Raw genomic sequence first — 15,717 nt, forward strand, 5'->3', positions numbered from 1 at the left:
AGATCAGCCGTTATCGAGGGCGGGCATCAGGAAATGACCCGTCGCCTGCGCGAATAGCCGCGAGCGGTTGTCCTGCCACGCCTCGACATGCACCGAGGCATAGCGCCTCCCCGAGCGATTGACCCGCGCGCGCGCATAGGCGTCGCGCGGCAGGCCCGAGCGCAGGTAATCAACGCTGAAATCGATGGTCTTGGGCAGGCGGGGCAGAAGCACCTCGTCGGCCTGTCCAAGCTCGATGCGGCCCGCCTCGATATCCTCCCACAGCATCGACCAGCCCAGTTCAACGATGGCGGCGACCTCAAGGAAGGCGGCGGTCACCCCGCCGTGCAGGGCAGGCAGCATCGGGTTGCCGATCAGCTTTTCGTCAAAGGGTAGAACGGCGGTCAGCTCATCGCCGCGGCGGTCGAACTCGATGCCCAGAAAGCCGATATAGGGCACGCCTTCCACCAGAGCGCGCAGGGCCGCGTCGCGGCGTTGCTTGACGACCTGAACGGGTTCGGGCTTGCGGCGGCTCATTTCGCGGCTCCTTCGAGACGTTCGACGGTGAAGGCGCCGGTCGCGGTGGCGACGGGCAGGCCTTCTTCCTCGTCATGGGCGGTGGCGCGCAGGAAGGCAACCGATCGGGTGATGTGATAGACCTCGGCGCGGGCGGTAATGCGCTGCCGGGGGGTCGCCGTGCGCATGTAGTCGATACGCAGGTCGATGGTCGCAGTGCCGGCCGGGGCGTCAGGGTGGCTCATGACGGCTGCCCCGCAGCAGGTGTCCATCAGCGCCGAGACGGCCCCGCCGTGAATGACGCCGGTGCGCGGATCGCCGACCAGACGCTCATCCCAGGGCATCGAGATTACCGCGCGGCCGCCTCCGATCATGTCGAGATGCATCCCGAGCGCATGGCTGTGCGGGATCGCCTCGATAAAACGGCGCGCCAGATCCAGCTTTGCCGCATCCTCATGGCTCATGGAAACTCCGCCAGACTCAGTCATTTGCGTCCTCCGATTGTTCAGTCGACTATCCTGCGCCTCTTTGACACAGGCAAGCAGGTCGCGCAGTGCCGTAGCGGCATTTGGCCTTTGCGCCCCTCGGTCCGGGCCGCAAAGCCAGTTGAAGACAAAGGTGTCACCGGATAGCTTGCCCCCACGTAGGGAGGAACCGATGGCGGATGTTCTGAGCTTCAAAGAGATGTGCGCACGTTTCGATGTGACCCCGCGCACGCTCCGGTATTACGAGTATATCGAGCTGCTCTCGCCGCAAAAGTCTGGTCGCTCACGTTTTTATGGCGCGCGCGAGATCGCCCGGATGACCCTGATCCTGCGCGGCCGCCGTTTCGGCTTCTCGCTGGAAGAGCTGCGCCAGTGGCTGCTGATCTACGATCAGAAAGGCACGGAAGAGCAGAACCGGGTCTGGATCGAACTGGCCGACCGGCAGCTCGATGTGCTGTGCAAAGAGCGCGATGAGCTGGAAGTGACCATCGCCGACCTCAAGCAATTGCGCGACGATGTCGCGAAAACGCTTGATTCCTGACGCTCAAAGCGCTTCGAATCAAAGTTGACCCTGGGGCTTATTCCGACCCCACGCACCCTGCGCCATAACCGCGCGGGGTTCGAAAATTTCTTTACCCCTACGTCAATTTGAACTGACATTACGTCAGAGAATTTGTGACGCCACGTTATAGTGACGTTAAGGTCAACTTAGCTTGTAATGTGGGGGTGGAAATTGAATCTGCCGCCTCAACGTTACGTCAGGACAACGAGAGGCTCGTGCAATGAGTGAAGAGGTGATGACGATCCGAGAGATGTGTGACGCGTTCGATGTAACGCCGCGCACACTACGGTTCTACGAAAGCAAGGAACTGCTGTTCCCGATCCGTGAAGGGCAAAAGCGGCTCTTTACCCGGCGCGACCGGGCGCGGCTGAAACTGATCCTGCGCGGCAAGCGCTTCGGCTTCAGCCTCGAAGACATCCGCCAGTTGCTCGACATGTATTCGATGGGCGACCAGCAGAAGACGCAGCTTGCCGAGACGCTCAAGGTGGCGCGTCGGCGCAAAGAGGAAATGACGCGGCAACGCGACGAACTTGGCGAGGCAATTGCCGAGTTGCAGGAACAGATCGAATGGGGCGAGCGGGAGCTGGCCGGGCAGAACCCGGAGTCTTCCGCCGCCTGAACAAGGTGACTCAGGGAGAGAGAAATGCCCAGCTATACCGCCAATACCAAGGACATGCAGTTCGTGCTGCATGAGGTCCTGAAAATCTCGGAGGCCGGCATCCCCGGCTATGAGGAAATGGACCGCGATTTCACCGACGCCGTGCTGGATGCCGCGGCCAAGGTCTCCACCGAGGTATTGGCGCCGCTCAACGTCGTGGGCGACACCGAGGGTTGCGTGCTGGAAAACGGCATCGTGCGCACGCCCAAGGGTTTCGACACGGCCTTCGAGGCGATGAAGGACGGGGGATGGACCGCACTCGATTGCGACCCCGACTTCGGCGGCCAGGGCATGCCCTACCTGCTCAACTGCGCCGTGGGCGAGATGTTCGTCTCGGCCAACATGGCCTTCAACATGTATCAGGGCCTGACGCATGGCGCCTATTCGGCGATCCATGCCCATGGCACCGATGAGCAGAAGGCCAAGTATCTGCCCAAGATGGTGTCCTGCGAATGGACCGGCACCATGAACCTGACCGAACCGCATTGCGGCACGGATCTGGGCATGATGCGCACCAAGGCCGAGCCGCAGGCGGACGGCAGCTACAAGGTAACCGGGCAGAAGATCTTCATCTCGGCGGGCGATCACGATCTGGCCGAAAACATCATCCACCTGGTGCTGGCCAAAGCGCCGGGCGGCGGCGAGGGCACCAAGGGCGTCTCGCTCTTCATCGTGCCGAAGTTCCTGGTGAACGAGGATGGCTCGCTTGGGGCGCGCAACGCGGTCTCGGTCGGCAAGATCGAAGAGAAGATGGGCATCCACGGCAACTCGACCTGCGTGATGAATTACGACGGGGCGACGGGCTGGCTGCTTGGCGATCTGCACAAGGGCATGCGCGCGATGTTCACCATGATGAACGAGGCGCGTCTGGGTGTGGGCCTGCAAGGCTACGCCGTGGCCGAAGCCGCCTATCAGAACGCGCTCGCCTATGCCAAGGACCGCCTGCAAGGCCGCGCCGTCACCGGCACCGAGAACCCCAACGGCCCGGCCGATCCGCTGATCGTGCATCCCGACATCCGCCGCTCGCTGATGGATCAGAAAAGCTTCCTCGAAGGCGCCCGCGCCTTCACCTTCTGGGGCGCCTCGCTGATCGACCGTGCGCATAAATCGGGCGACGACGCGGCCGAGGGGCTGATCTCGCTGATGACGCCGGTCATCAAGGGTTTCCTGACCGACAAGGGCTTCGAGACGACCGTGCTCGCACAGCAGGTCTATGGCGGCCATGGCTACATCGAGGAATGGGGCATGTCGCAATTCGCGCGCGATGCCCGGATCACGATGATCTACGAAGGTGCGAACGGCGTGCAGGCGCTGGACCTCGTGGGCCGCAAGCTGGCGCAGGACGGCGGCAAGCACGTCATGGCCTTCTTCGAGATGATCAAGGCCGAGTGCAAGGCGCATGACGCGGATGAACGCATGAAGCCCTTCACCGACGCGCTGAAAGGTGCCTCGAAACAGCTTCAGTCCTCGGCCATGTTCTTCATGCAAAGCGGCATGAAGAACCCCAACGCGGCGCTTTCGGGCAGCTATGACTTCATGCACCTGATGGGCCATGTCTGCCTTGGTCTGATGTGGACGCGGATGGCAGCGGCGGCCCATGCGGCGCTGGATGCAGGGGCGTCTGACAAGGCCTTCTACGAGGGCAAGATCGCCACCGGCCGCTATTACATGGCGCGCCAGCTTCCGGCCTGCGCGATGCACCTTGCGCGGATCGAATCCGGGGCCGATCCGGTGATGGCGCTTTCCGTCGATCAGTTCTAAGCTTTCGGGGCGCGGACCGTTCCCGCCCCGGAGGATTTCATGAACCTTGAGAAAGACTGGCAGACCCTTCCGGCCTTTTCCGGCGGCTGCCAATGTGGGGCCGTGCGCTACGATGTGGCGCCCGGCCCTTCCTTTGCCTCGATCTGCCATTGCCGGATGTGCCAACGCGCTACCGGCAGCCCCTTCGCCGCGCTTTTGAAGGTCGCCGCCGACCGCGTCACCTGGCATGGCACGCCGGGCGTCTTCGCCTCGTCGAACATCGCCGAGCGCGGGTTCTGCCGAGCCTGCGGCACTCCCCTTTTCTATCGCCAGGCCGCCAGAGAGTGGATCGAGCTTACCTCAGGCTCGATACCGCCGACGGTGCCCTTCCGCCCCGTGCAACAATGGGGGATCGAGGGGCGGCACGACTGGCTTGCCGGGCTGGACATCCCCGGCGCGCCGACTGTTGAGCGCGACGTGATTTCCCACCAATCGAAGGACGCCTGATGCCCAAGCGCCTGCGCATGACCCGCCGCTTTCCCGTCGCACTGACGAACGACGCCTACCGCACTTTGCACCGCTTCGCGGCCGAAGCGGGCCTGAGCCCGGACGAGTCGCTGTGCTTCCTGTTCGAGCATTTCAACTCGGTCACGCATCACGAAAACCTTGCCGCCCGGCTGCGCCTGTTCAAGGCCGAACTGGAGGATCGCAAGGCCTGATCCACTCACCGCACACCGCGACGTGCGGTCATTTCGTCTCGTGACGTTACGCAACTTCCCCCTGCAGGTCTTTACCTGCGCGTCAACGTCGAACAACTATAGTTGAGCCCGACGCGTTCGGGCCGGGAGGACTGAGGATGACGGCGAAACTCTACTGCTTTGGCGAGTCCGGCAATGCCTACAAGGCTGCGTTGACGATGACCCTTGCGGGCTATGACTGGGAGCCCGTCTTCGTCGATTTCTTCCGGGGCGAGACGCGCTCGCCCGAGTATCTCGCGCTCAACGAGATGGGCGAGGCGCCCGTCTTCGTCGAGGGCGACGTGACGCTGACCCAGTCGGGCCTGATCCAGATGCATATCGCCGAGAAGACCGGCAAGCTGATGGAGGGCGACCGCAACGAGATCCTGCGCTGGCTGTTTTGGGACAACCACAAGGGCAGCTCGCAATTCGGCGCGCTGCGGTTCATGATGAACTTCCTGCCCGAGGAGAAACGCCCGCAGGCCGCGATCCAGTGGCTGTCGGGGCGCGCTCAGGCCGCCCTCAAGACGCTGGAGCGCCACCTCGAAAGCCGCGAATGGATGGCGGGCGATGCCCCCACCCTCGCCGATACGGCCTGCTGCGGCTATCTTTACTACCCCGAGCCCTTCGGGTTCGAGCGGACGAATTTCCCCGCCATTTCGGCATGGCTCGACCGCATCGCGGCGCTGCCCGGATGGAAACACCCTTACGACATGATGCCCGGCAACCCTGCGGACCGGGCCTGAGGAGGAAAGATGACCGAAGCCTATATCTACGACGCCTGCCGGACCCCGCGCGGCAAGGGCCGCCCGGACGGCAGCCTGCACGAGGTAACCTCGGTCGCGCTCTCGGCGCGGCTGCTGAACGCCGTCAAGGAGCGTAACGGCCTTGAGGGCCACGCCGTCGAGGATGTGATCTGGGGCAACGTCACCCAGGTTGGCGAACAGGGCGGCTGCCTTGCCCGCTCGGCCGTGCTGCTGTCGGATCTGGACGAGCGTATTCCGGGCCTGTCGATCAACCGTTTCTGCGCCTCGGGCATGGAGGCCGTGAATCTGGCCGCCAACCAGGTCAAGGGCGGCGCGGGCCAGGCCTATATCGCCGGCGGCGTCGAGATGATGGGCCGCGTGGCCATGGGCTCGGATGGCGCGGCGATCGCCGTTGACCCGAGCCTTGCGATGAAGACCTATTTCGTGCCGCAGGGCATCTCGGCCGATATCATCGCTACCGAATACGGTTTCACCCGCGAGCAGGCCGACGCGCTGGCCGTTGAATCGCAGCGCCGCGCCGCCGAAGCCTGGGCCGAGAACCGCTTTGCCAAGTCCATCGTGCCGGTGGTCGATCAGAACGGCGTCGTCATCCTTAACCACGACGAATACATGCGCCCCGGCACGCAGGTCGAAGACCTCGCCAAGCTGAAAGCCTCGTTCAAGGACATGGGCGAGGTGATGCCGGGCTTCGACAAGGTTGCGATGCTGAAATATCCGCATCTGAGCCACGTCAACCACATCCACCACGCAGGCAACTCGTCGGGTATCGTCGATGGCGCGGCGGCCGTGCTGATCGGCAACAAGGAATTCGGCGAGGCCCACGGCCTCAAGCCCCGCGCGCGCATCCGCGCCACCGCCAAGATCGGCACCGATCCGACCATCATGCTGACCGGCCCGGTTCCGGTGACCGAGAAGATCCTGCGCGACAGCGGCATGTCGATTGGCGACATCGACCTGTTCGAGGTGAACGAAGCCTTCGCCTCGGTCGTGCTGCGCTTCATGCAAGCCTTCGACGTCTCGCCCGACAAGGTCAACGTCAACGGCGGCGCGATGGCCATGGGTCACCCGCTTGGCGCCACCGGCGCGATCATCATCGGCACCCTGCTCGACGAGCTTGAACGCCGCGACCTGTCCACCGGCCTTGCCACCCTGTGCATCGCATCGGGCATGGGCGCGGCCACCATCATCGAGCGCGTCTGAGCCATGATCATTCGCAAGGCAGATGCGCAGATCGACCGGGGCACGCCCGCGCAGGCGGCCGCCCTCGGGCAGTTTGAGGCGCTGCTGTATTCCGACAGCGGCGGGCTCACGCAGTTCGGCGCCTTCGTCGAGACGCTCGAACCCGGAGCTCGCTCGTCCGACCGTCACTGGCACGAGGAGGAAGACGAATTCCTCTACATGCTGTCGGGCGAGGCGACGGTGATCGAGGATGCGGGCGAGGCCGCGATCGGACCGGGCGATGCCTGCTGCTGGCCCGCAGGCGTGGCGAACGGGCATCACCTCGAGAACCGCTCCGATGCGCCATGTTCCTATCTGGTGGTGGGCACCCGCAAGACGAGCGACGTCGTGCATTACTCGACGATCGACAAGATCCTGATCCGCGAGAACGGTGCCCGGCGGTTGGTCCGGCGCGACGGCTCGCCCTTTGTGGAGGGGCAGTGATGCCGAAACTCGATCTCGCCAAGGCACCCGTGAAGACGGGTTCGATCTACCCCGAGCCCTATGCCGCGCAGATGGCGGGCCGGTCCTCGATCCGTCTGGGCGAGCTGGCGGGTCTGACGCAGTTTGGCGTCAACATCGTCACGCTGGAACCCGGCGCCGTGGCCTCGCTGCGGCACTGGCACCTGCGCGAGGACGAGTTCGGCATGGTCCTTGAGGGGGAGCTGACCCTGATCGAGGACGAGGGCGAAACCCTCATGCGCCCGGGCGATTGCGCCGCGTGGAAGGCGGGGGTGGCGAACGGCCACCGCTTCGTCAACCGCTCGGACCGGCCGGGCAAGTTTCTGATCGTCGGCACCAAGTCGCCCGAAGAGGTGGCGACCTACTCCGACGTAGACATGCAGATCCATATCGCGGGCGGAAAGGCTCGCTTCACCTATCAAGACGGCAGCGATTGGGCGGGGCACCGCGACCGCGCGCCGAAGGGAGAGAACAATGGCTGACTTTACCTATGCGCTCGACACTGACGGCGTGGCCGTCATCACCTGGGACGTGCCGAACAAGTCGATGAACGTGATGAGCCTGGAGGGCTTCGCGCTTCTCGACAGCTTCATCGACAAGGCGCTGGCCGACGAGGCCTGCAAGGGCGTCGTCATCACCTCGGGCAAGAAGGATTTCGCCGGCGGCATGGACCTGAACGTCATCGCGCAGATGCGGGCGGGCGGCGCGCAGGCGATCTTCGACGGCGTGATGCAGATGCATGCCGTGCTGCGCAAGATCGAACGCGCGGGCATGGACCCGAAGACCCTCAAGGGTGGCAAGCCGATCGCCACCGTCCTGCCCGGCACCGCGCTTGGCATCGGGCTGGAACTGCCGCTGTCCACGCACCGCATTTTTGCAGCCGACAACCCGAAGGCCAAGATCGGCCTGCCCGAGATCATGGTCGGCATCTTCCCCGGCGCGGGCGGCACCACCCGCCTCGCACGCAAGATGGGCGCGATGGTCGCGGCCCCCTTCCTGCTGGAAGGTAAGCTGAGCGACCCCAAGAAGGCCCGCGCGGCCGGCATCATCGACGAGGTGGCCGAGGATCCGCTGGCCGCCGCCAAGGAATGGGTGCTGAACGCCAAGGACGCCGATCTGGTGAAGCCCTGGGATGCCAAGGGTTACAAGATGCCCGGCGGCGCGCCCTATCACCCGGCGGGCTTCATGACCTTCGTCGGCGCCTCGGCCATGGTGCATGGCAAGACCATGGGCGTCTATCCGGCGGCCAAGGCGCTGCTGTCGGCGGTCTATGAAGGCGCGCTTGTGCCCTTCGATCAGGCGCTGCGCATCGAGGCGCGCTGGTTCACCTCGGTTCTGATGAACCCGTCGTCGACCGCGATGATCCGCTCGCTCTTCATCAACAAGGAGGCGCTGGAGAAAGGCGCGAACCGCCCGAAGGTCGCCGACCAGACGGTGAAGAAGGTGGGTATCCTGGGCGCGGGCATGATGGGCGCGGGTATCGCCTATGTCTCGGCCAAGGTGGGGATCGAGGTCGTGCTGATCGACGCAGCGCAAGAGGCCGCCGACCGTGGCAAGGCCTATTCGACCGGTCTGATGGACAAAGCGATCAGCCGCAAGAAAGCCACCGAAGAGCAGAAAGAGGCGCTGCTGGCCAAGATCACCGCGACGACCGATTACGCCGCGTTGGCCGGTTGCGATCTGATTGTCGAGGCGGTGTTCGAAGACCCGACCGTCAAGGCCGGTGTCACCGCACAGGCCGAGGCGGTGATCCCCGCCGATGCGGTCTTCGCCACCAACACCTCGACCCTGCCGATCTCGATGCTGGCCCGCGCCTCGTCGCGCCCCGAACAGTTCATCGGCATCCACTTCTTCAGCCCGGTGGACAAGATGCTGCTGGTCGAGATCATCAAGGGCGCACAAACCGGCGATGTGGCTGTCGCCAAGGCGCTCGATTTCGTGCGGCAGATCAAGAAGACCCCGATCGTGGTCAACGACGCGCGCTTCTTCTACGCCAACCGCTGCATCATCCCCTATCTCAACGAGGGTATCCGCATGGTGGCCGAGGGCGTCTCGCCCACGCTTATCGAGAATGCGGCGAAACTGGTGGGGATGCCGCTCGGGCCGCTGCAACTGGTCGATGAGACCTCGATCGACCTCGGCGTCAAGATCGCCAAGGCGACCCGCGCCGCGATGGGCGATGCCTATCCCGACGGCGCGGTGGACGAGGTGGTCTTCTGGATGGCCGAGCAGAACCGCCTGGGCCGCAAGAACAAGGCGGGCTTCTACACCTATGACGAGGCTGGCAAGCGAGGCGATTTCTGGGATGGCATCGCCGCGAAATACCCAGAAGCCGCCGAACAGCCGGACTTGGCCGAGGTGCAGCATCGCCTGCTGATGGCCCAGGTGCTCGAGGCCGTGCGCGCCTTCGAACAGGGCGTGCTGGAAGACATCCGCGAGGGCGACGTGGGTGCGATCCTGGGTTGGGGCTTTGCGCCCTGGTCGGGCGGCCCGTTCGCCTGGCTCGACATCCTTGGCGCCGCCCGCGCAGCCGAGATCTGCGACGACCTGACCGCCCGGTTCGGCGCGCGGTTCGAAACGCCCGCGCTTCTGCGCGACATCGCGGCCAAGGGCGACGGTTTCTACGCCCGTTTCGGCGGCGGTCAGGCTGCGAAAGCCGCCTGATCACGGGACAGACATCGCAACGCCGGGGTCATGTACCCCGGCGTTTTTCATTCTGCTCGCTCATCCTCGATCAGCGCCTCGACCAGCCGCCGCGCCTTGTCGAGCGGCAGGACGCGATAATCCGTGCGCCCCTCCATCAGCGCATCGAGCGGCGTTCCATCGGCCGCACCGCACAGGATCATCCCCGCGCCATTGGCGTAAACGACCTCGGCATCCTCGAACTGCAGGAAAATCACCTCGAAGGGCTGCTGCGGCGCGATCCGCGCAGCGCCGCGATAGCCTTCAAGCGCAGCGGCGGGGATGAAAGCGAAGGGATCGTCATAGAGGGTCTCGGCCAGATCGCTTTCAATCAGCACGATCTGCTCGGGCAGAAGCATCATGGCCTCGGCGTTGCCCAACACGCCGGGCGGGATTTCAAGCGGCAGCATATGCGGCGGGCAGTGGCCACACCCATCGCTCAGCGTGGCGCGCATGATCTGCTGCACCCGGCGCGGCCCGTGATCGAAGGTCAGGACACGCTCTCCCGGGTTGATCGTCTCGACCCGGCGCCAGCCGTCCTCGGTGGCGATGCGGGTGCCCGCCGCGATGCCCTCCGCCAACCCGGCACCATAGGGATTGTCGGCGGCTTCCCCGGACCGGGGGCGCTCGAACAGGCCATCATCCTCGGTGCCCGGACCGCTTTCCTCGTCGAACAGACCCGCCATCGTCTTCCCTGCTTGCCTGCGGGAAGGCTAGCACCCGGCGCCCGGCAAGGAAATGCGCCCTAGCGCCCGCGCATCACGATCAGCATCCCGGCGACCCAGATCAGCGCCATGCCAAGCCATTCGCGCGCCACTGGGATCTCGCCCCAGAGCGTCCAGCCCCAAAGCGCGGCCGCTGGCAGCACAACATATTCGAACACGGCAACGCGCGAAGGTTCTGCCAGCTGGTAGCCGCGCACCATCAGCCCGACCCCAACCAGCGAGCCCGCCGCCTGAACGAAGACCCAGAAGATGACGGGCATCGAGGCCCATGTCATTCCGCGCAGCAAAAACCCGGCCGCGCCCGGCGGTACCTCCAGCGGCAGCGCCGAGGTCAACGCAAGTCCGACCGCCCCGAAGATGCCAAGCGCGGTGAAGAACCCAGCCGTCAGCGTCACCGCGCCCTCTCCGGGGCACCAGCGGCGTGTCGCGATATTGCCCATGGCATACAGCGCACCCGCGATCACCGGCACGATGGCGGCAGGGCCAAGGCGCGCGCTCTCGGGGCCGAGGATCAGCAGGATGCCGGTGAAACCCACGGCCACGGCGAGGATGCGAAACGGCCCGATCCGCTCGCCATAGGCGAAACGCGAAATCAGAAGCACGAAGATCGGCGCCGTGAACAGCCCGGCTGCGACCTGCGGCACCGGCAAGAACCCGAGCGCCGCGAAATAGCACAGCATCGCGCTGCCATGCACAGCCGAGCGCGCCACGACTCCGCGCAGGTTCACCGGCCGCAGCCGCAGCCCAAGCAGCGGCGCCGCGATCACCAGAAGCCCCGCCACCATCAACGAGCGCATCAGGTGAAACTGCCACAGGCCGATTTCGCTAGCGATCACACGCACATAGTTGTCGGTGAACCCGATCAGCACGGCATAGCCACAGATTGCGGCAGCCGCCTGCACGGTGTGATTTCCACGTATCATGACGTAACGTAACTTCCTTGCGCGGATTCTGATCCCTCTTCCCTTTCGCCTTCCCCCGGCCAATTATCGCGCCCGTAAGCGACATTTTTTCCGACATCTTCACGCGACTGGGGAGGATTGCTATGGGCTGGCTGGCTGACGAAACGGGGCTTGAGAAATGCGCGGCGAACTATGTGCCGCTGACGCCGCTCTCGCATCTGAACCGCGCGCTAGAGGTTTTCCCCGATCGCACCGCGCTGGTCTATGGCTCGGTCCGCCGGACCTATGTCGAGTTCCATGCCCGCGTCAGCCAGCTTGCCTCGGCGCTGCAAGCGCGCGGCATTCAGTCGGGCGACGTGGTGGCCTCGATCCTGCCCAACACCGGCCCGCAGGTCGAAGCGCATTTCGGCGTGCCCGCCTGTGGCGCGATCCTGAACGCGATCAACACGCGCCTCGACGTGGACACCGTGGCCTATATCTTCGAGCATTCCGGCGCGAAGATGGTGCTGGTGGATACCCAGTTCCTGAAACTGGCCGAGGCCGCGATCAAGCAAATGCACGGCGCGCCGCCTCAGATCATTGAGGTCGCGGACCCCGAGCATGGCTTCCAGCCGGGCGGGCATTACCTTGAGTATGAGGAACTGGTCGCCATGGGCGACCCGATGTTCGACTGGGTCATGCCGCAGGACGAATGGGAAAGCATCGCGCTGAACTATACCTCGGGCACGACGGGTAAACCCAAGGGCGTCGTCTATCACCACCGCGGCGCCTATCTGGCAACCATGGGCAACGCGATTTCCTGGCGGATGCAGCTTTACCCGGTGCTGCTGACCATCGTGCCTCTGTTCCACTGCAACAGCTGGACCCACCCTTGGCTGATGCCGATGATGGGGGGCACCACGGTCTGCTGTCGCGACGTGACCGCCAAGGCGATCTACGACGCCATCGCCGATCATGGCGTGACCCATTTTGGTGGCGCGCCGATCGTGCTCAACACGATCATCAACTGCAAGGAGGCCGACCGCCGCCCCTTCGACCATATCGTCGAGGTCTTCACCGCCGGCGCCCCGCCGCCCGCCTCGACCCTTGCCGCGATCGAGCCGCTCGGCTTCAACGTCACGCAGGTCTACGGCCTGACCGAGGTTTATGGCCCCGCGACCGAATGCACCTGGAAGCCTGAGTGGGAAGGCATCACCGGCGATGAGCGCGCAGAGCTCAAGGCCCGCACCGGCGTTCTGATGCCGATGATGGAACAGATCACGGTCCACGACCACGGCAAGGAGGTCACCCGTGACGGCCAGCACCTGGGCGAGATCGTGATCCGGGGCAACGCCACGATGAAGGGTTATTTCAAGAACCCCGAGGCCACCCGTGAGGCCTTCAAGGACGGCTGGTTCCACTCGGGCGACATCGCCTTCATGCACCCGGATGGCTATATCAAGATCACCGACCGCGCCAAGGACATCATCATTTCGGGCGGCGAGAACGTCTCCTCGGTCGAGGTCGAGGGCGTGATCGCGGCGCATCCGGCGGTGCTGCTGGCCTCGGTCGTGGCGAAGCCCGACGAGAAATGGGGCGAGGTGCCTTGCGCCTTCATCGAGCTGAAGGAAGGCGCCAGCGTCACCGAGGAAGAGATCGTCAAGTTCTGCCGTGAACGACTGGCGGGCTTCAAGACGCCCAAGCGTGTTGTCTTCGCGGATCTGCCGAAAACCTCGACCGGCAAGATCCAGAAGTTCGAGCTGCGCGCCGTCGCCAAGCTGCTCGACTGAGTCGGTGATCGGCACAAAGTTGCAAAGGGGGGCCAAGCGCCCCCCTTTTCCCATCCCTTGCCGCAATTGACCCCGGGGCGCGTTAGGCTATCCTGCGCCAAACAAGAGCAGTTCAAAGGTCCAAATGACCGCACTCCCGCAATACGAGCGCCTCGAAGCGCCCGGCATCTGGCGTGAAAGCCCCGAGGCACAGCGCCAAGAGGTGATCGTGTCCTTTGGTGACGCGACGCTGGTGATTGCGGATGACCGCTCGGTCACGGCGCTGGCGCATTGGTCGCTGCCCGCACTGGTGCGGCGCAACCCCGGCAAGCTGCCCGCGATCTACGCCCCCTCGGACGAGCCGGGCGAGGAACTTGAGATCGACGACGAGACCATGGTCGAGGCGATCGAGCGGGTGCACTCGATCCTCGAGTCGCGCCGTCCCCATCCGGGACGTCTGCGCGGCTGGCTGACGGGGGGCACGCTGGCCTTGGCGGGTTTGCTGGCGGTGTTCTGGCTACCCGGCGCGCTGATTGCACAGGCCGCGCGGGTCGCCCCGCAGGCCAAGCGCGTCGAGATCGGGCATCAGGTGCTGGCCGAGTTGACCACGCTAACCGGAATGCCCTGCTCAACCGGGCAAGGACGACGAGCGTTGAATGCCCTGAGAACGCGGCTTTCTGGCCCCGAAGAGATCGTGGTTCTGCCGCAGGCCCTGAAAGGTGCGCGGCGTCTGCCGGGCAAGGTCGTGGCAATCGGGCGCGATACGATCTCGGGCCTCGACACGCCCGAGGTCGCCGCAGGACATATCATCGCGGCAGAACTAGCCAGTGCTGGCGAGGATCCGCTGCTGACACTGCTCGAATGGGCCGGGGCGAGCGCGGCCTTTCGCCTGCTGACCACGGGCGATCTGCCCGATTCAGCGCTGCGCGGCTATGGTCAGGTGTTGCTCGCGAACCCGCCCGTGATGCCGGATACCGACAGCTTGCTTGCGGCCTTCGCACAGGCTGGCGTTTCCTCAACCCCCTATGCCTATTCGCTCGATCCCTCGGGCGAAAGCGTGCTGTCGGTGATCGAGGCAGACCCGTTCAAGGGCGCCCCCGCCCCGCGCCCGGTTCTGGACGACGCGCAATGGATCGCGTTGCGAGAGATTTGCGACTGATCTAGCGGAGATAAGCGTCCGAGAAGCCGGCACGGCGCACGGCGCGCAGGGCCTCTTGCAGCTCCACCGGCGCCAGCGGACCGGCAAAGACGATCGTCAACCCGCTGACCTGCTGGGTCGAGACCGGCAGACCGAGGGCGTGCAGCCGCGCCTTGGCACGCTCGGCGTTCTGGGCAATTCCGAAAGCCCCGACCTGCACATATTTGCCCGCCAGCGGGTCTTTGCGCACAGAGGTCTTCTTCTTGGAGGGCTTGGCGGGGCGCGGTGCGTCGATCACCGGCTCGGCGGTCTTCACAGGCGCGGGCTTGGCGACCTCGACGGGCGCGGGTTCCGCCAACACCGGCGGGGCCGCAGGCAGCGTCAGTTCCTGCTCGGGCAAGGCCGCAGGCGGCACTGCCTGAACGGGCGGTTCGGCGATCTCCACGACCTTGGGGCTCGGCGGATAGCCGCAAAGCGGCAACCCGTCGCGCGTCACACGCGCCACCCATCTCGCCTCGCCCCCCGCGCCGTCCAGCAAAAAGACGCAGCCCATGGAGTCGACATATTGGCGCCCGACGAAACCCGGTGGCGGCAGTTCGGCCGGACCGATGGTTTGAGCCCAAGCCGCTGGACTGCAGAAAAATGCCGCCATCGCCGCCGATGCAATCCCGCGCCCAAGCCTCATCTCTGCCCCCTTATGGTTTCCCCGGAAGATGCCGCAGCTTGGCCGGACAGTAAAGCCGCCCGGACTACTTGGTGCCGAACATCCGGTCGCCTGCATCGCCCAGACCCGGCACGATATAGCCGTGATCGTTCAGCCGCTCGTCGAGCGCCGCAGTGACAATCGGCACATCGGGATGAGCCTCCTTCATACGGGCAACGCCCTCGGGCGCGGCCAGCAGGCACAGGAAGCGGATGTTCTTGGCGCCCTTCTCCTTGAGCAGGTCAATCGCCGCGACCGAGCTGTTGCCGGTGGCCAGCATCGGATCGACCACGATCACCAGCCGGTCCTCGATCTCGGCGGGCACCTTGCAGTAATACTGCACGGGCTTGAGCGTCTCGGGGTCGCGGTAAAGCCCGATGAAGCCCACCCGCGCGGCGGGGATCAGTTCCAGAATACCGTCGAGCAGCCCGTTGCCCGCCCGCAGGATCGACACCAGCGCCAGCTTCTTGCCTTCAAGGATCGGAGCCTTCATCTCTTGCAGCGGCGTCTCGATCCATTTCGAAGTCAGCTCCATCTCGCGCGTGATCTCATAGGCCAGAAGCAGGCTGATCTCGCGCAGCAGGCGGCGGAAGGACGCGGTCGAGGTATCCTTCTCGCGCATGAGGGTCAGTTTGTGCTGCACCAGCGGATGTGTGACGACGGTCAGATGGTCGGTCATGTCCCTTGTTCCATTC

18 protein-coding genes are annotated in these 15,717 nt (G+C 64.8%); 12 read left to right on the plus strand and 6 right to left on the minus strand.

The annotated features are described in order from the left end of the window. Positions 1 to 3 precede the first annotated feature (3 nt). The gene (locus N3C64_RS04755) at positions 4 to 516 is read right to left on the minus strand and encodes a PaaI family thioesterase (RefSeq protein WP_260012389.1); all 513 of its coding nucleotides are present in this window, start codon (positions 514 to 516) and stop codon (positions 4 to 6) included. Further along, on the minus strand, positions 513 to 959 hold the full coding sequence (locus tag N3C64_RS04760; RefSeq protein ID WP_218628648.1) for a PaaI family thioesterase: 447 nt from the start codon (positions 957 to 959) through the stop codon (positions 513 to 515). The genes N3C64_RS04755 and N3C64_RS04760 overlap by 4 nt, the downstream gene beginning before the upstream one ends. A gap of 193 nt (positions 960 to 1,152) precedes the next feature. On the opposite strand from N3C64_RS04760, the gene N3C64_RS04765 reads away from it, so the two are divergent. From N3C64_RS04765 to N3C64_RS04810, 10 genes are all read left to right on the plus strand, one after another. Next, positions 1,153 to 1,521: a MerR family transcriptional regulator gene (locus N3C64_RS04765; RefSeq protein ID WP_260012392.1), complete on the plus strand. Its 369-nt coding sequence runs from the start codon at positions 1,153 to 1,155 to the stop codon at positions 1,519 to 1,521. 241 nt (positions 1,522 to 1,762) lie between these two features. Next, positions 1,763 to 2,161 carry a MerR family transcriptional regulator gene (locus N3C64_RS04770; protein WP_218628650.1) on the plus strand — a complete coding sequence of 133 codons (399 nt, stop codon included), beginning with the start codon at positions 1,763 to 1,765 and terminating at the stop codon, positions 2,159 to 2,161. Positions 2,162 to 2,185: 24 nt separating this feature from the next. Beyond that, the gene (locus tag N3C64_RS04775; protein WP_260012395.1) at positions 2,186 to 3,961 is read left to right on the plus strand and encodes an acyl-CoA dehydrogenase C-terminal domain-containing protein; all 1,776 of its coding nucleotides are present in this window, start codon (positions 2,186 to 2,188) and stop codon (positions 3,959 to 3,961) included. A gap of 39 nt (positions 3,962 to 4,000) precedes the next feature. Beyond that, positions 4,001 to 4,447, plus strand: coding sequence for a GFA family protein (locus N3C64_RS04780; RefSeq protein ID WP_260012397.1), 447 nt, complete (start codon positions 4,001 to 4,003; stop codon positions 4,445 to 4,447). Continuing rightward, entirely contained in the window at positions 4,447 to 4,659 is a 213-nt protein-coding gene (locus N3C64_RS04785) for a hypothetical protein (protein WP_218628653.1), read from the plus strand. The genes N3C64_RS04780 and N3C64_RS04785 overlap by 1 nt, the downstream gene beginning before the upstream one ends. 137 nt (positions 4,660 to 4,796) lie before the next feature. After that, on the plus strand, positions 4,797 to 5,423 hold the full coding sequence (locus N3C64_RS04790; RefSeq protein WP_260012399.1) for a glutathione S-transferase family protein: 627 nt from the start codon (positions 4,797 to 4,799) through the stop codon (positions 5,421 to 5,423). A 9-nt stretch (positions 5,424 to 5,432) separates the two neighbouring features. Continuing rightward, positions 5,433 to 6,644 (plus strand): acetyl-CoA C-acetyltransferase, encoded by a 1,212-nt coding sequence (locus N3C64_RS04795; protein WP_260012406.1) that lies wholly within the window; start codon positions 5,433 to 5,435, stop codon positions 6,642 to 6,644. Between the two features lie 3 nt (positions 6,645 to 6,647). Next, a complete protein-coding gene (locus tag N3C64_RS04800) occupies positions 6,648 to 7,106 on the plus strand; it encodes a cupin domain-containing protein (RefSeq protein ID WP_218628656.1) in 459 nt (152 codons plus the stop codon). Further along, positions 7,106 to 7,606, plus strand: a complete 501-nt coding sequence (locus tag N3C64_RS04805; protein WP_218628657.1) for a cupin domain-containing protein — start codon at positions 7,106 to 7,108, stop codon at positions 7,604 to 7,606. The genes N3C64_RS04800 and N3C64_RS04805 overlap by 1 nt, the downstream gene beginning before the upstream one ends. Beyond that, positions 7,599 to 9,788: a 3-hydroxyacyl-CoA dehydrogenase NAD-binding domain-containing protein gene (locus tag N3C64_RS04810; RefSeq protein WP_260012411.1), complete on the plus strand. Its 2,190-nt coding sequence runs from the start codon at positions 7,599 to 7,601 to the stop codon at positions 9,786 to 9,788. The genes N3C64_RS04805 and N3C64_RS04810 overlap by 8 nt, the downstream gene beginning before the upstream one ends. A 47-nt stretch (positions 9,789 to 9,835) precedes the next feature. Here N3C64_RS04810 and N3C64_RS04815 read toward each other — a convergent pair whose 3' ends face one another. Both N3C64_RS04815 and N3C64_RS04820 read right to left on the minus strand, forming a co-directional pair. Then, the gene (locus N3C64_RS04815) at positions 9,836 to 10,492 is read right to left on the minus strand and encodes a Hint domain-containing protein (RefSeq protein ID WP_260012414.1); all 657 of its coding nucleotides are present in this window, start codon (positions 10,490 to 10,492) and stop codon (positions 9,836 to 9,838) included. 59 nt (positions 10,493 to 10,551) lie between these two features. Then, on the minus strand, positions 10,552 to 11,454 hold the full coding sequence (locus tag N3C64_RS04820; RefSeq protein ID WP_218628660.1) for a DMT family transporter: 903 nt from the start codon (positions 11,452 to 11,454) through the stop codon (positions 10,552 to 10,554). Between the two features lie 122 nt (positions 11,455 to 11,576). Here N3C64_RS04820 and N3C64_RS04825 point away from each other — a divergent pair, with 122 nt between their 5' ends. After that, positions 11,577 to 13,202 (plus strand): AMP-binding protein, encoded by a 1,626-nt coding sequence (locus tag N3C64_RS04825; RefSeq protein ID WP_260012416.1) that lies wholly within the window; start codon positions 11,577 to 11,579, stop codon positions 13,200 to 13,202. A gap of 124 nt (positions 13,203 to 13,326) precedes the next feature. Beyond that, positions 13,327 to 14,340, plus strand: a complete 1,014-nt coding sequence (locus N3C64_RS04830; RefSeq protein ID WP_260012418.1) for a hypothetical protein — start codon at positions 13,327 to 13,329, stop codon at positions 14,338 to 14,340. Position 14,341: 1 nt separating this feature from the next. Here the strand turns inward: N3C64_RS04830 and N3C64_RS04835 are convergent, their stop codons facing one another. Both N3C64_RS04835 and upp read right to left on the minus strand, forming a co-directional pair. Beyond that, positions 14,342 to 14,872, minus strand: a complete 531-nt coding sequence (locus N3C64_RS04835) for an SPOR domain-containing protein (protein WP_260012424.1) — start codon at positions 14,870 to 14,872, stop codon at positions 14,342 to 14,344. A gap of 196 nt (positions 14,873 to 15,068) precedes the next feature. Continuing rightward, on the minus strand, positions 15,069 to 15,701 hold the full coding sequence (gene upp / locus N3C64_RS04840) for a uracil phosphoribosyltransferase (RefSeq protein ID WP_218628664.1): 633 nt from the start codon (positions 15,699 to 15,701) through the stop codon (positions 15,069 to 15,071). Positions 15,702 to 15,717: the final 16 nt, after the last annotated feature.

Source organism: Sedimentimonas flavescens (assembly GCF_025154035.1).
In the GTDB taxonomy this organism is placed as follows: domain Bacteria; phylum Pseudomonadota; class Alphaproteobacteria; order Rhodobacterales; family Rhodobacteraceae; genus Rhodobacter; species Rhodobacter flavescens.

Bases quoted from the DNA above. Each gene is read 5' to 3' on its own strand.
- N3C64_RS04800 (WP_218628656.1), top strand. From the start codon at position 6,648: ATGATCATTCGCAAGGCAGATGCGCAGATCGACCGGGGCACGCCCGCG.
- N3C64_RS04795 (WP_260012406.1), top strand. From the start codon at position 5,433: ATGACCGAAGCCTATATCTACGACGCCTGCCGGACCCCGCGCGGCAAG.
- N3C64_RS04830 (WP_260012418.1), top strand. From the start codon at position 13,327: ATGACCGCACTCCCGCAATACGAGCGCCTCGAAGCGCCCGGCATCTGG.
- N3C64_RS04760 (WP_218628648.1), bottom strand. From the start codon at position 959: ATGAGCCATGAGGATGCGGCAAAGCTGGATCTGGCGCGCCGTTTTATC.
- N3C64_RS04820 (WP_218628660.1), bottom strand. From the start codon at position 11,454: ATGATACGTGGAAATCACACCGTGCAGGCGGCTGCCGCAATCTGTGGC.
- N3C64_RS04755 (WP_260012389.1), bottom strand. From the start codon at position 516: ATGAGCCGCCGCAAGCCCGAACCCGTTCAGGTCGTCAAGCAACGCCGC.
- N3C64_RS04825 (WP_260012416.1), top strand. From the start codon at position 11,577: ATGGGCTGGCTGGCTGACGAAACGGGGCTTGAGAAATGCGCGGCGAAC.
- N3C64_RS04785 (WP_218628653.1), top strand. From the start codon at position 4,447: ATGCCCAAGCGCCTGCGCATGACCCGCCGCTTTCCCGTCGCACTGACG.
- N3C64_RS04770 (WP_218628650.1), top strand. From the start codon at position 1,763: ATGAGTGAAGAGGTGATGACGATCCGAGAGATGTGTGACGCGTTCGAT.
- N3C64_RS04805 (WP_218628657.1), top strand. From the start codon at position 7,106: ATGCCGAAACTCGATCTCGCCAAGGCACCCGTGAAGACGGGTTCGATC.
- N3C64_RS04810 (WP_260012411.1), top strand. From the start codon at position 7,599: ATGGCTGACTTTACCTATGCGCTCGACACTGACGGCGTGGCCGTCATC.
- upp (WP_218628664.1), bottom strand. From the start codon at position 15,701: ATGACCGACCATCTGACCGTCGTCACACATCCGCTGGTGCAGCACAAA.
- N3C64_RS04835 (WP_260012424.1), bottom strand. From the start codon at position 14,872: ATGGGCTGCGTCTTTTTGCTGGACGGCGCGGGGGGCGAGGCGAGATGG.
- N3C64_RS04780 (WP_260012397.1), top strand. From the start codon at position 4,001: ATGAACCTTGAGAAAGACTGGCAGACCCTTCCGGCCTTTTCCGGCGGC.
- N3C64_RS04775 (WP_260012395.1), top strand. From the start codon at position 2,186: ATGCCCAGCTATACCGCCAATACCAAGGACATGCAGTTCGTGCTGCAT.
- N3C64_RS04790 (WP_260012399.1), top strand. From the start codon at position 4,797: ATGACGGCGAAACTCTACTGCTTTGGCGAGTCCGGCAATGCCTACAAG.
- N3C64_RS04765 (WP_260012392.1), top strand. From the start codon at position 1,153: ATGGCGGATGTTCTGAGCTTCAAAGAGATGTGCGCACGTTTCGATGTG.
- N3C64_RS04815 (WP_260012414.1), bottom strand. From the start codon at position 10,492: ATGGCGGGTCTGTTCGACGAGGAAAGCGGTCCGGGCACCGAGGATGAT.